The 14,691-nt window shown below is 36.9% G+C and carries 8 protein-coding genes; 3 read left to right on the top strand and 5 right to left on the bottom strand.

The genetic code is table 11. From position 1 onward, the window contains the following. Positions 1 to 6: 6 nt before the first annotated feature. The 3 genes from H4J39_RS07030 to H4J39_RS07020 all read right to left on the bottom strand — a co-directional run bounded on the left by H4J39_RS07030 (position 7) and on the right by H4J39_RS07020 (position 7,099). Positions 7 to 3,171 carry a two-component regulator propeller domain-containing protein gene (locus H4J39_RS07030; protein ID WP_310649722.1) on the bottom strand — a complete coding sequence of 1,055 codons (3,165 nt, stop codon included), beginning with the start codon at positions 3,169 to 3,171 and terminating at the stop codon, positions 7 to 9. 84 nt (positions 3,172 to 3,255) lie between these two features. After that, entirely contained in the window at positions 3,256 to 4,959 is a 1,704-nt protein-coding gene (locus H4J39_RS07025; RefSeq protein WP_220462144.1) for a S8 family peptidase, read from the bottom strand. Between the two features lie 292 nt (positions 4,960 to 5,251). Beyond that, positions 5,252 to 7,099 (bottom strand): S8 family serine peptidase, encoded by a 1,848-nt coding sequence (locus H4J39_RS07020; RefSeq protein WP_182226815.1) that lies wholly within the window; start codon positions 7,097 to 7,099, stop codon positions 5,252 to 5,254. 438 nt (positions 7,100 to 7,537) lie between these two features. Here H4J39_RS07020 and H4J39_RS07015 point away from each other — a divergent pair, with 438 nt between their 5' ends. Further along, the gene (locus H4J39_RS07015; RefSeq protein WP_182226813.1) at positions 7,538 to 9,907 is read left to right on the top strand and encodes a S8 family serine peptidase; all 2,370 of its coding nucleotides are present in this window, start codon (positions 7,538 to 7,540) and stop codon (positions 9,905 to 9,907) included. A 695-nt stretch (positions 9,908 to 10,602) separates the two neighbouring features. On the opposite strand, the gene H4J39_RS07010 is transcribed toward H4J39_RS07015, so the two are convergent. Next, positions 10,603 to 12,540, bottom strand: coding sequence for a S9 family peptidase (locus H4J39_RS07010; RefSeq protein WP_182226811.1), 1,938 nt, complete (start codon positions 12,538 to 12,540; stop codon positions 10,603 to 10,605). Further along, positions 12,537 to 12,779 (bottom strand): hypothetical protein, encoded by a 243-nt coding sequence (locus H4J39_RS07005; RefSeq protein ID WP_182226809.1) that lies wholly within the window; start codon positions 12,777 to 12,779, stop codon positions 12,537 to 12,539. Before H4J39_RS07005 ends, H4J39_RS07010 begins: the two co-directional genes overlap by 4 nt. Positions 12,780 to 13,904: 1,125 nt before the next feature. Between H4J39_RS07005 and H4J39_RS07000 the strand changes: the two genes are divergently transcribed. Further along, positions 13,905 to 14,276, top strand: a complete 372-nt coding sequence (locus tag H4J39_RS07000) for a VOC family protein (protein WP_182226808.1) — start codon at positions 13,905 to 13,907, stop codon at positions 14,274 to 14,276. An 82-nt stretch (positions 14,277 to 14,358) separates the two neighbouring features. Beyond that, positions 14,359 to 14,556 (top strand): CPXCG motif-containing cysteine-rich protein, encoded by a 198-nt coding sequence (locus H4J39_RS06995; protein ID WP_182182264.1) that lies wholly within the window; start codon positions 14,359 to 14,361, stop codon positions 14,554 to 14,556. Positions 14,557 to 14,691: the final 135 nt, after the last annotated feature.

The raw sequence follows: 14,691 nt of genomic DNA, 5'->3' as shown, positions 1-14,691 counted from the left end.
CTGGGGCTAACCTTGCTTAACTTGGATGTTATGCTTAAGTGTCACTAGATCAGCGCCTTGAATCACGGCTAAGTAACTGAAGGGTTGTATCTTAGGTTCACATAAGCCGAGCCAAGCAATCGCTGGCTCTTCGCTTGTTAATTTTAAGCCAAGTTCAATCATCACGCTGACTTGATCCCACGATATTTCCATAGGTTGCTCTCTATTAAATGGATAAAAAGAATAAGCAACATTCATGGAAATTTTATCGTCGAATTGTTTTTCAAATTTACTTGCTAACCGCGCTGCTAACTCACCAGCATTGTTGTCTTTTTCATAACCAATAACAGCAAAGGTATCATCGGACCAACGAACAACTAGGTCATCGGTATTTCTGCTAAACAATAATAAATCAGTAATGTTAATCAGCTGGCTATTACTGACATTAGTCAACTCATTGACCTGAACCATTAAGACGTAAAGACGGGGTAAGGTGCTCCGCTGTACGGGTAGAATATTCTGATGAATTTGATTCATCAACTGGCTAGTTTGCTCAATATAAATATCAAGATAGCGACGACTTCGTACCCCAGTTACTTTATCTACCGTTGCCGACTTTTCAAGTAATTTATTGGCGTGCTCAAGTTTAGTATTTTGCGATTGTAATTTTTGCGTTTTCTCTTTGACCTGCTCTTTAAGGTAAGATTTTTGTTGTTGCTCAACCAACAGTTTGCGATTTAAAAAGCGCGAGTAGACTAATAACGTTAAAGCAACGGCCATGGCATACAGTAAGTAAGCCCACCAAGTATTCCAAGGTGCTGGTTTAACCGTAATAGCTAATGAATAACCAGGTTCACTCCAAACATTATCGTTATTACCAGCAATGATTTGCAGTGTATAACTGCCTGCAGGTAAATTTGTATAAGTAGCACGACGTGACTTACCTGCAGCTATCCACTCTTCATCAAAGCCTAACAAACGATACTTATAAAGAGTTGACTCCGGATTTGCATAGTTTAAACCGACATATTCAAAGGAAATCAGTTGATCACTGTAGTCAAATTCCAATTGCTTTAATTCAGATAATTTACTCTCAAAAGACATGGGTTCATTTAGCTTTAAAATACTGGTTAATCGAACTTCTAGTGCAGAAAGGCTAGTATCAATTTTTTCAGGGTTGATACTGCTCACCCCTTTACCTGAACCAAAGTATAAGGTGTTATCTATTGAACGAAATACCGCAGAATGTGTATATTCGAGATCAACCAGACCATGACTAAGGTTGAAATGTTTGAAACTTTTATCATCAATTGAATAACGAGAAATTCCTTTATTGGTACTAAACCAAATATCTCCATAGGCATCTTGAGTGATACCATATACGGTCATGCTTTTCATTCCCTCCTTAGCACCAAGATGAGTAAATGAATAGTTGTTACTGTAACGATTTTCTTTGCTTAATATACTTAAGCCAGCATCTTGAGTGCCAAACCAAATGTTTTTGTTTTCGTCCAACAACATGACCCAGGTAAAGTCATCAGAGATACCATTGGGCTTATTTTCCTCATGACGAAAATGAGTAAACGTTTCAAGTTTAGGGTCGAAGCGACTTAGCCCAGAACCAAAGGTAGCCAACCATACTATTCCTTGCTCATCAGCTAACAACTGTAAGATGCTATTACTGCTAGGCCCTTTTTTAGGGTTTAATTCATTTTTAGTAAACCGAGTAAAAGTGCCATTTTCATTGAATAAATTGAGCCCTTGTTGGAAAGTAGACACCCAAAGGTTTCCATTTATATCTTTAATAATATCTGTAATACCATTAGCAGAAATAGAGTTCATATCTTTAGCATTATGACTATATTCAGTAATATTATTTGTTTCTATATTTACTGAATATAGCCCTGAAGCTCTTGTTCCGACCCATAACGTGTTGCCATCGGCAAACAAGGTCATAATTCTATATTTTGAAAGCAAATCGCTAAAAGAGGCCAAAGAAAGTGAATTATCATGCTCCGACAACTGATAAATACCACCTCCATAGGTACTAAAAAATAAACCTCCTTGATCAAATTGTGTAAAGCTAGTGATGTTGTTACTTTTTAAAACGGAATTGGTTTGAGTACTATATGGTCGAAAGGTGGCCATACTTGGATCCCATCTATTAACACCAGTAAAGGTGCCAATCCACATCATCCCATTTTTATCTTCGAAAAAAGTTAAGATATAATTGTTGCTTAGGCTATAAGGGCTATGAAGGGTATGGTTATATCGAGTAAGACTATTTGCTTCATAATTATAAATAGATAAACCTTTATCAGTAGCAATCCAAATATTCTGTTCTGAATCTTGGTGTATTTTATTTATTGCATTACTACTAATCGAAGAAGAATTTTTATTATTAAATTGATAATGTGTGAAATTATCTTCTGATGAATTGTATCTCAACAAACCACTATCAACAGTTCCAATCCAAATATTACCTTTTATATCCTGATATAAACTGTTTATGAATTTATTTATATACGTAGCGTTTTCTTTATCACCATATTGAATAGATTTAATAAACTTGCCATCTAAATCAAATACCGAAATACCTCCCCCATTAGTTCCTACCCAAATTTCATTTCCCTTAGTTTCTATTATCGAATTGATAGTATTGTGTGAAAGTGTATTAGGGTTTCCTAACTCTTGATATATATGTTTGACTAACCACTTACCACCCTGATGATCTAAAATATTTAGACCGTTATCAGTTCCAACCCAGATTTTTCCTGAACTATCCTCTAATACTGTGTTTACAGTATCATTTGTCAGAAAAAGGCCTTCACTTTTAGTCGTAAAATGTAAAAAATCTTGTGTTTTTTCTCTGAAAAGGTTTAACCCACCGCCGAATGTGCCAACCCATAAACGCTGTTGCTTATCTATAAGAATATGACTAATAACACTTGAACTTAATGAGTTAGGTACAGAGCTATCATGGCGAAAACTTAAAAATTGATGACCATCAAATCGATCCAACCCTTCTGATGTACCAAACCACATAAATCCATCTTTATCCTGATCAATAGTGCGGACAAATTTATACGACATTGGATTATTGATACCAAAGTTTTTGAATAGTTTAACTTCTTGAGCAACTGAACTAGCACAGCTTAGAAAGAGTAAAAATAGAAATAATTTGTTTTTCACAAGTAAGATCTTATAAACGATTTAGCATTAGAGCTTATAATAGAATAAGCCACTACGAAATGCAGTGGCTCAAGATGAAGAGAATTATTGTTGTTCGACCCAGTGATTAACATCAATAGTAGCTATTTCGCTAGCATCAAGACTATTTTTCCATATAAGTACGTCTGTTTCTACGTTATTTTTCCATATAAGTACGTCTGTTTCAAAATTATTCTTCCAGATTAGTACGTCTGTGGTTGCACTATTTTTCCATATTAAAACATCAGTTTCAAAATTGTTTTTCCATATCAACACATCGCCATCTAGTGTACTTTTTGCCAGATTCCAGATATATTCATCACCTAAACCTTCAACATAAAAGTTTCCATCTTCATTAATGTTCGCAGGGCCAAAGAAATGTTCATTACCCGCGATGTCTTGTGCAATATCTAATGCTTGATTAGCACATGCTGAAGCGTTACTCGCTAATGCGTCAGCAGCATTAACCATGCCTGAACCTTGTTGAAATACGCTATAAGCGAGCTCATCGTTATTATCGAATGCTGCATGCGCACTGTCCATTAAGCGACACTTAACTTCGTCAGGAGTTAACGTTGGATCTTGGGTTAACATCAAAGCCACTACACCAGACACTACGCCAGCAGCTTGTGATGTGCCTGACATTTCAAAATATCGTCCGCCGTCATGAAATTCTGGATGTTCCTGGACTATTTGCGTATCAAAAGCCATTAAACCTGATAAATGACCGCCTGGTGCGACAATTTCTGGTTTTACAAATCCTTCCACAGTAGGGCCTGCAGCACTAAAACTAGCTACTTTGTCATCACTTGGATAAGAAGCCGTATAGTTATCAGTCATTGCACCAACGGTAATTATATAAGGTACATTACCTGGAACGCCGATTGTCATAGGATCAGGGCCACTGTTGCCAGCAGAAGCAACAACAACAATACCTGCTTGCCATGCTTTCATTACTGCTTGGTTTAATGGGTCTTCCCAATAGTATGAACGAGCAGGACCACTGAACGACATGTTCAATACTCTTAAATTAATTTGGTCTTTAACTTGTAATGCCCAATCAATGCCTCGAATAACATCTGCATAGGTTGCCTTGCCTTCGGCATCAAACGCTTTAATTCCAACTAATGCTGCATTCGGCGCAACACCATAGACTTTACCGTAAACGTCATAGTCTGCATTGCCAGCAATACTGGCGACATGCGTACCGTGTCCATTTTCTTCATTACTATAATTACTGATGTTGTTATTTATCGCGTCATAAGTGCCCCAGAACTTATCATTGCCGAATAAATCAGTCGATAAACCTAAACCAGAAGATGTTCCTTGTAACTGATCTAAGCCGGTATCTAAAAAGCCAATAGTTACACCATCCCCAAAATTATATGCGGCGTGTGCAGAAGATGCATCAATCAAGTCATTAACAACAGACTTAGGCTGCCATTTACGCTTACCCCATGCATTACCACCAGACATTTCTACATAATGATTTTGCGTAACCTGAATGTCTAACTGTGCATGTAACTGAGCTAACTGTTCAATATTAAGGGACACGGCAACAGCATTGATAATAGCTAATTGATGTGTTGGTTGAACGTTTAGCGTTGCTAATTCTGTTTGCAATAATTGATAATCATTTGCAGAAATAATGTACGATTTCTTTTGTATGTCTACATTTGTATTAATTGTTGTATAGATCAGCCAAACAGTTACGCTGATAAGACCTAAAAGTGAGAGTGGTTTTATAATGTTTTTTACAGTAATATTCAAAATTTTTATCCCCTTTTCCCGTTACATCTTTTAAAAACGTCAGGGTAATTTAACTTAATGTTTGTAATTTAAATTTAACAATTGTACATTTAAACAATTTTTAATAATCAGTTACAAAATACACATTGACTGTGAACTTAAACTAAAGATGACCCAACCTATAATAACTTATGAGTATATACATATAACCAAAGGTTATTAATTATTACTAAAATAAAAATATCCAGCTCAAATAATGAACTGGATATCAACTAGTTAATGAGACTACTTCCTTGTACTAAAACGTATAAATCTAGAAATTAACTGTGGTTTCAGTAGAACAATTACTAGTTCCTTGGTCACATACTTTATATGTAAACGAACCAGAAGTTCTAAAGCTGTCGGTATAAGCACCATCGTTTGCCGTTGTTGTTCTTAAAGAACCATTACGGATAATATCGACACTTGAAGTAACTGCACCTGACCAAGTTACGTCAACTTTGTTTTTACCTTTAGCCTTGTATGCTGATGCGTCAGCAGTAATATCGCCACCTTCTACTGGAGGAGGAGTAACAACGCCACCACAACCATTAGCGGTTAAGTAATCGCTAGCCGCTTTTGCTTTAACAATACCGTGACCAAAGTAGTCATCATGACCTGCTGCGCCGTTATCTTCAGCTGTTGATTTTAGTGCATCACGAATTTCTGTACCCGTACAACCGTTATGATTAGACCATACTAAAGCAGCCATACCAGATACTGCAGGTGTTGCCATTGAAGTACCGCTCATGAAACCATAATCACTAGTACCAATAGTAATATCAACTGTATTGGCTGCTAATAACGCTGCTCCGTCTTCTTGAGAAGCCCCTACTGCAGGAATGCTAGTTGCATTAGTGTCTCCCAAGGTACCATATAGCATACCAGGTTCGTTATTATATAGAACCGCACCAATACCGCCTGAAAGTTCACAGTTATTCACTTTATCATGGAAAGAAATAACGCCACGCTCTATAACACAAACCATACCGTTTGCGCCTGAGTCAGTAGACTCTGCAGTACCCATGTTGTAAGTACTACCAGAAACTGCCCCTGAATTCTCCATTGCAGATGAAGCAAAAGCTACACCATCAGCACTCATTGAAGCACTGGTCGCCATGTCTGCAGGGTAAGTAGATAATGTATCAACGCCACCAGCTGTTACTTCAACACAAATAGTTTCGTCTGTTGTTGTTGTAGTTGTGCGATTTTTGCCTTTACCTGTTGTCGTTGTCGACGTACAGCTCGGAAATTGCGAGAAATCAGCAATAGCATTATTGTTGTCATTAGCACCAACCATCATTACTGAAGAATAACCTGCTGGGAATGAACGAACATTGTTACCATCGTTACCTGCAGCCGCTACAACTAAACCACCAGATTCTGTAAATGCTTTAAATGCGTTTTCTTCAGTGCTGTTTGCACCACCACCACCCAAACTCATGCTGATAATGTTCGCGCCAGCGCCAGAACAAATATTTGCTGCATAAGCTAAGTCAGAAGAATATCCCCAACCTGCTTCGTTAAATACTTTAACAATGTGCATATCAACGCCAGGTGCCATACCAACAACACCAAAACCGTTATCTGCAGCACCAATGGTACCGGCTACGTGAGTCCCGTGTGGGCCACCGTTTTCATCCCAGTTACCTGTGCCTGAATCATTAGTACCTGTGATGTTGTTCCAAATAAAATCTTGGTTAGAACGATCTAAGCCTGAATCGATAACACATACCTTCATACCTGCGCCAGCGTTAAAGTTAACTTGGTCAGCTTGAGATTGAACAACCGCATAAGGGGTAAGTTGAGTTGTCGCAGGGTTGCCTACGGTATCACTATATACAGAAAGTGGCACACGACGTTGATCTTCTTCGATCATTTGAATATGTGGGTTATTTAATAAACCTTTAACTTGGCTTAAGTCTTTACCAGCGAATGAAGCAGCGATAAAACCTTTGCCGTCAACTTTTAATTCGCCGCCTAATTTTTTAGCGAGTGCTTTAACAAGGCCTTTTTTACTTTCGTCTACTTTAATAATGTATCGATCATCGGCAGCTTGTGCTGAAAATGCTGCGGTAACGGCTAAGGCAATAATTGATGTCGTAAATTTAGAAGCTTTCATATGTTCCACTCTCTCTTATATAGGGACGTTGTTTATATTATTTTTATTATCAACGTTATGTTTTATTTTATTGAGCAGTCCTTACTATCTTGATGATGACTTATTTATCTTTGTTAAATCAGTATCGTGCATCTTGCATAATTCGATATTATCAAGTCAGATAATATTCCCTAGCAAAATAGCGACAGCTTTTCGAACACGCACGACAAAATAAAAATAAAACGTATTATTTCATATAGATAATTACAAAAATAAAAATAAACCTGTCGCTTTATTATGAAAAAAAGTCTGTGATTTGCTAGTTAAAATATCGCAAACAAGACATTATTTTTGGAGTGGGTTTTTACTCATTAAAGCAATACATAATAAAATACGTTGAAGGTAGCCTAGGCAAACGTTCAAATTAAACGTAAAAATAAACGATGGAGTTTATATCAGATGAGAAATAACAAACGCCTTGCACTCAGTGCAGTAGCCTTATCTATTCTAACCGTAACTAGCGCGGCAAGTTATGCGAGCCAAGCTAAAATTAATAAAGTAAATAAAAGCGGAATGGAATCTGCCCAATCAACAACATTAAGTTTTGCTGATTGGCGTGCACAACAAATGCTCGAAAAGCAGGATTTTACTGATCGTTTAATTGTTAAATATAAAAACAAGAAGAACGGAAAAACAATTCCTCCAGGATTAGCCAAAAAAGCAGGCTTATCGTTAAAGCACGAAAAGATTTTGAAAAATGGTCATCACATTATTTCTTTTGGTAAAGAAAAGAACATTAAAGATGTAAAAACCATGATCAACCGCATGAAAAAAGATTCGTCAATTGAGTTCATTGAACCTGATTACAAACGCTTTTTAATGGCACAAAATCAACCTTGGGGTATAGCACAGACACAATCAGACCAATTAACTGATAACGACGGCGCAAATATGACCGTGTGTATTATTGATTCTGGTTATGAACAGGCAAACCCTGATTTAAATGCTAACAATGCTTCAGGTACCAATAACTCAGGTACAGGAAATTGGTATCAAAACGGGGGGTCTCACGGCACTCATGTAGCCGGTACTATTGCTGGTGTTAATAACAGTGAAGGTGTTGTTGGTATTATGCCAAACACCAATGTAAATCTTCATATTGTTAAAGTATTTAATGAAGCTGGCTGGGGTTATGTTGGCGAGTTAAGTGATGCAGTTGATACTTGTGTAAATAATGGCGCAAAAGTTATTAACATGAGTTTAGGTGGTGCAGGTTCAAGTGTTACTGAGAAAAACGCATTACAATCTGCTGCGGATTCTGGCGTATTATTAGTTGCCGCTTCAGGTAACGATGGCAATACCACATTATCTTACCCTGCTTCTTATGATGCTGTTATGGCTGTTGGCGCACTTGATAGCAACAATCAACATGCTGAGTTTTCTCAATACACTAGCCAAGTTGAAATATCTGCACCAGGTGAAGCTGTTTTATCAACCGTTGCTGGTGATGGTCGCTTAGGTTTTATTAACTTAGGTTCAACAACTTATGCTAATGATATTGTTCCACAAACTCATTACATTGAAAGTGGTGGTAGCTTCATCGTAAGTAATGTTGATAGCAGTGCAAACGGTGTTTTAGCAAGTTGTACACTTTCAGGAAGTAGCTACAGCTGTAGTAATGTTGCTGGCAATATTTGTTTAGCAGAACGTAATGACAACCAAAAAGGCAGTAATTACCCCGAAATAAACCCAGCTAAAGCTTGTGCTGATGCAGGTGCCTCTGGTGTTATTGTTTATAGTGACAGTACTCGTCCTGGCTTACAAAATCCATTCTTAGTTGACTCTACTAACGCTGTTTCAGTGCCTAGTGTTTCGGTTAGTCGTGCTCTAGGTCAACAGTTATTAACGCAGTTAGGTAGTGCAGCCACGTTAACGGTTAACGGCTCGCAAAACTATGCTTATTACAACGGCACTTCAATGGCTACGCCTCATGTTACAGGTGTTGCAGCAATAGTTTGGAGTAATAACATTGATTGTAGCGCTGACGAAGTACGCAGTGCTTTAAAATCAACGGCTATTGATCTTGATGTTGCGGGTCGCGACAACAAAACTGGTTTTGGTTTAGTACAAGCAAAAGCAGCGTCTGATGCATTAGCTGCAACTTGTGGTGGCAGCGTAACACCACCACCAACTGGTGATGATGTATTAAGTAATGGCACGACCAAAACTGGCCTAGCTTCAAGTGCTGAACTTAGCTTTACAATGGAAGTTCCAGCGGGTGCAACAGACCTAACATTTGATATGGCTGGTGGAACAGGTGATGCTGATTTATACGTTAAATTTGGTTCAGCACCTACAAGTACTAGCTATGACTGTCGTCCTTATGCTGGTGGTAACTCAGAAAGTTGTCCTATTAGTACTGCACAAGCGGGCACTTATTATGTGAAAATTGTTGCCTACTCAGCATTCACTGGTGTTAACTTAACCGGTAGCTTTACTGAACCTGCAACAGGTGGCGGAGCAACGGGTGGCAGTGCATCTTTAACGGATATTAGTGTCGCTCGTCAAGCATGGACTTATTACACCATTGACGTACCAGCCGGCATGGCAACATTAGACTTCACGATGAGTGGTGGTTCTGGTGATGCTGATTTATATATTCGACGTGGCGCGCAGCCAACCTCATCAACTTATGATTGTCGCCCGTACAAAGGTGGTAATAATGAAGCCTGTTCATTTACCAGCCCTGTTGCAGACACTTGGCATATCGGTATTTACGGCTATTCAGCTGCCAGTGGTGTAAGCTTGGATGTTGTTTATAATCCTTAGAACGTCATAAATTAGCGATTATATTAATGGTAAAAATTAAAGGGGGAGCATTATTAATGCTCCCCCTTTTTATTTGCAACAACAACCCAGTATAAAGCGGGTATATAACTCATAAACAACCAGCAATAATGAAGATGAAATTAATCGTGGGCTTAATGGGTTTAATGGGTTTAATGGGTTTAACGGTTCAACAACATCTTAGTCAAACTAAAATTTATACTTACAGGTAATACTATTGTATAAATTCAATGTACTCTTGTTCACCAGTGATTGTAAAAGTACTTTTTTCAAAATATAGACATTCATTTTCATTTGGAAAGGTAAAATAGCTATCACTCTTTTCTTGTGGATGAGAACAAAGTACCTCGTCATTTATTTGATTGGCGTCTCTAATCACTGAATTTAAAAAGACACTAAAGCCATGAAAATTTTTATAGGTAATGTTATTACTTTTAGTCCTAGGAATTAGCAGTTGGTTAAACAAATCTTGCTCGAAAAACTTTACTGTCTTTAATGGCGTTGGTATCACACTGCTCTTACCTACTTTAGCTGAGAACCACAGATGAACCTATGGTTTTTACAGATTTTTGGTAGCAGTTTATTCAGTGCGAAATTACTCGATAAATCTTTATTAGCCAAGAATAAAACTCTCATAATCAAGCTATTTTGCCTATTTCCATGTTAAGAATATATCATCACTTTGGGCTGACTAAGTGTTGTTTCAAAAATTTGTCAATGGCTGTAAAAGCTTTGTGTCGATTACGCTGAATAGACAAGAAGTGGTCACCGTCTGCCAATTCAATATATTCAACTGGCTTATTTAAGTCGATTAGCTTCTGGTAAAATCTTTGGCTTTGACGAACATTAACCACGGTATCATTGGCACCATGGAGTAATAACATAGGTATATTAATTCGCTTTGCTTGATAAAAGGGCGAACGGGCGATTAAGTTGTCAACATTTTTACCTATTTGGTGTTCTACAAATTTCTTATTCGTGTAGTAACGACTCTTAAAAACAATATTTCGAAGGTCGCTCACTCCGGCAAAACTGACTGCGCACCGAAATAAGTCAGGTGTTTTTACCGCAGCCATGGCCGCCGCATAACCACCATAACTTGCACCGACAATACAGATACGCTTTGGATCAGCAATTTTCTCTGTAACCAACCAGTTTGCGGCATCAGTTAAATCATCTTGCATAATCAAGCCCCAATTTCTTATTTGGCTTTGAGAAAATTCATAACCGTAACCAGATGACCCACGAAAGTTAGGTCGAAATACTGCATATCCCCTATTAACAAAAAATGAGCTCCAATAATCAAAGCCGTTACTATCACGAGCTCCTGGACCACCGTGTGGAAATAATATAGTTGCGGTTGGCCCTTCACTGCCTGATGGTAAGCTAAGAAAACCCTCTATCTTTGTCCCATCCGAAGCTGTGTATTTAACAAGTTTGTGCGCGGTTAAATTAGCACCTTTAAGTGCCGGATATTGAGTCATCAAACGATTGACTTTACCTGTTTTTCTATTAGCTAAATAATAAATGCCTGGTGTGTAATCATTCTCAACATAAAAAATATAAACATCTTCATCTTCACTAAAGTCAACAAGATAATTTGTTGTTGTAGGTCGTGCTGTTTCTAACCTTTGTTGAAGGCTCTTACGACTTTCATCCCAATAAATATTTCCACTGATATGGTGAATACCAATTACACTACGTGTTTTTTTTGAATAAATAAGTGTGCCATCAACATCATAATCTTTATCAGCAAAGACTAATTGATGGATATCAGTACTTAGGTCAACCTTATAAAGCGCTTTTTTATCGTTATTGTATTGAGTGTAATAAAGAATGTTAGGATTTTTATCAAAACCAAGCGCCGTTATGGGGGCATCTTCCAAGCTGTTATATTGAAATAAAATTTGCCAGTTTTGGTTATCTCCTTTACGGACAAATATTTTGGCTGCTCCTGTTTTATAGTTTAGAGCACTGCCTAACTTAACGAAGCCCTGCTGATCGGTCATCCATTGTCTAATTTTTAATTTATGGTTTTCTACTTTATTAGCCTTAGCAGTATTTATGTTAAGTTTAAATACGCTAGGTAAATTTGCATTTTCAGCATCGAGAGCAATAAGTATATGCTCGGGGTCATCGGGTAATAAGTCAATCACCTTATCTTCATGTTGAGAATAGTGTCGCCTACTATAAATCGTTGATGCATTGATTAATCTTCGTTGTCTTATTTGTTCCGCGCCGACATCAATAGCTAACAACTGAGTATGATCAACTTTTTCTGTATTCATGTGTCTAGAAAATTTTGCCGCCAGTAATACGGTTTCATTATTGGCCCACTTGAACCACCTTATTTGATTAGTCAGATTATCTGTCTGTAGTAACGTCTTAAAATCACCGTTCTTTAAATCAATATAAATAAGTAGCGTTAAATCTGGATTTTCTACATTTTTCAGATAAGCAATTTTACTCCCATCTGGAGATAATGTTGGCGACTTAATACTTGGCAATCGACTAAATGCTTCAACGGGTAACTCTACCGCAACAACATTATTGATAAAAAATATAACAACACAAAAAAAGAAAGTACCAGAACGAGAAATGGCTTTATTATTCATTTATTATTGTCCAACAAGTAGTTTTTATCGGTAACGATAGCTTCCAATACTTCTATTCGGCTTAATTGGTCACCCAGGATTTTATTAACCGCTGCCGCGACTTCTGTCTCTACATTAGCTTTTTCTAATTTCAACGCTTCTACTTCTAATTCTTTTATTTTCTTTTTATTGGTACTGAATACCAAAATAGTTAAAAAAATCACAGCGATACTTAAAAATACCCAAAGGTCTATATTCATGGTTAGGTTGTCTCATTATTCATTAAATAAAAACACTATCCTACAGATATTATTCCTTATACATTTCAATAATTTAAAAAAATAACTTGAGAGTATGGCCATATTAGCTCAGCTTTAGCGAAGATTACTATTATTTCGCAATATCCCTTTGGCGATACATTTTAATCAGTTCATCTTATAGCTATTAAGCTGTCTGCCATAGCACCGCTAACTTAGCAGGATTAAAACCCATTAAATATTTATAATTTCACCATGATATTTGTTCACTTAACTACCTATATTCTACTATGTTTATTGTAATATCACCGATTGAAAAGAAAGTAAAATGACTATAACTTGTAAAAGAAAGTTATGCTTTGTTAATATCCTTCTTACCACATCATCGCCACTCATCGCTAATACCTACAAGGTAATTTCTTACGATCCTGCCAATCTTCACACAATATCTCTACAGTAGGTCAACAAGGCAAGGCTACAATATTAGGCATATTTGCAGACATATTTCATCAAATAGGAGAAATTAACGGCGATACTTTTATAATGGTTATAATACCTGCCGCTAGAGTTATGCTTGAATTTGACCTTGGCCGTGTTGATACTGAACCCAGAATTAACTCTATTTCGCACAGTAATTCAAAAAATAGGTTTGTATTCCATTGTCTATGAAAATGTTGAGGAAGTGATTACTAACTAAACGCATTGACCAAATTTTTACCCGTAAATCCTCGATAGAATATATAAAAAGACATGTTCAAGCTTTAAGAGATATTGTTGTTGGAGACGTAATGAGCTCTGTAGAAGTTATGATGCGTCAACACCAAACAAAAAAGAACGTTTAACAAGGTTAAATAAAGCGTTGTTACAAATGATAAACGTATTGAAAAAATTATTGCTAAGTACAAATAAATATACCTACACTTACTCACGATGACCTCCACCGTATGAAGCTGACCTTAGGTGTAATAAAAGTTTCGCCTAAACGAGAATAGTAGTATATTTTTAGAATAATTAGCTTATGCTAGTTTAAAAATTAAAGACTTAAATCGCAACATCTACTAGTGGTTTGACAAGCCTATTAAGGCCAACGCTGTACTTTACATAAATCAAAATAAAAAAGGAATATCTATGCTTAGCTATGCAACCATCGGTGTAACCGATTTAGAAAAATCAGAAGCCTTTTATAATGAACTATTGGCCCCTATTGGTGCAAAAACACTAATAAAAATGGAGCGTATTATATTTATTGGTAAAAGTATGAAAGAACCCATGCTGGCTATTTGTACTCCTTATAATGAAGCACCTCAAAACTGTGGAAACGGTAATATGCTCGCTATTGCTCCAGGTTCTAAAGAGAAATGTGATGAAATGTACCATAAAGCCATCGCTTTAGGTGCAACCTGCGACGGTGAACCAGGACAGCGTATTCCTGACGTATTTTATGGCGCTTATTTTCGTGATTTAGACGGTAATAAAATCGTTTTTAATCACTTTGGTTAATCCTCACTACTCAAGCATAGCCTACTGTGCTTGAGTATGCCTTTGCATTGACACGCTTTATAAAAATAGGAAAACGTAAAAATTGCATCAATTAACAAAAAAACACATCGGGTGCCCTTACTGTGGCGAAACAATTAAAGTGCTCATCGATTCAGCCGACATAAATCAACAGTATATTGAAGATTGCCAAGTATGCTGTAAACCCATTAATTTTTTAGTTTCTGAAAGTATGGATGGTGATCTTGATGTTAACGTTTATAGTGAAGATGAAGCGTTTTAATAAATACCTATGCAGTCAATATAGCTTACGTTTAGCCGTTAATTACATTGTTTTTTCGCCTTTCATCTTACCCAATTATATTATTACCCTTTACTGAGCTTTACGTCTTGATATTGTCGTTATTAAAAACCCCCT

The sequence above is a fragment of the Colwellia sp. Bg11-12 genome (genome assembly GCF_014076955.1).
Classification (GTDB): Bacteria; Pseudomonadota; Gammaproteobacteria; order Enterobacterales; family Alteromonadaceae; genus Colwellia_A.
The sequence above is the reverse complement of the archived record's forward strand: the minus strand, read 5'-3'. Positions and strand labels throughout refer to the sequence as shown.

What these genes read in the sequence shown, in the direction of transcription:
- H4J39_RS07005 (WP_182226809.1), bottom strand. Translation starts at nt 12,779, where the DNA reads ATGAATATAGACCTTTGGGTATTTTTAAGTATCGCTGTGATTTTTTTA.
- H4J39_RS07010 (WP_182226811.1), bottom strand. Translation starts at nt 12,540, where the DNA reads ATGAATAATAAAGCCATTTCTCGTTCTGGTACTTTCTTTTTTTGTGTT.
- H4J39_RS07000 (WP_182226808.1), top strand. Translation starts at nt 13,905, where the DNA reads ATGCTTAGCTATGCAACCATCGGTGTAACCGATTTAGAAAAATCAGAA.
- H4J39_RS07020 (WP_182226815.1), bottom strand. Translation starts at nt 7,099, where the DNA reads ATGAAAGCTTCTAAATTTACGACATCAATTATTGCCTTAGCCGTTACC.
- H4J39_RS07015 (WP_182226813.1), top strand. Translation starts at nt 7,538, where the DNA reads ATGAGAAATAACAAACGCCTTGCACTCAGTGCAGTAGCCTTATCTATT.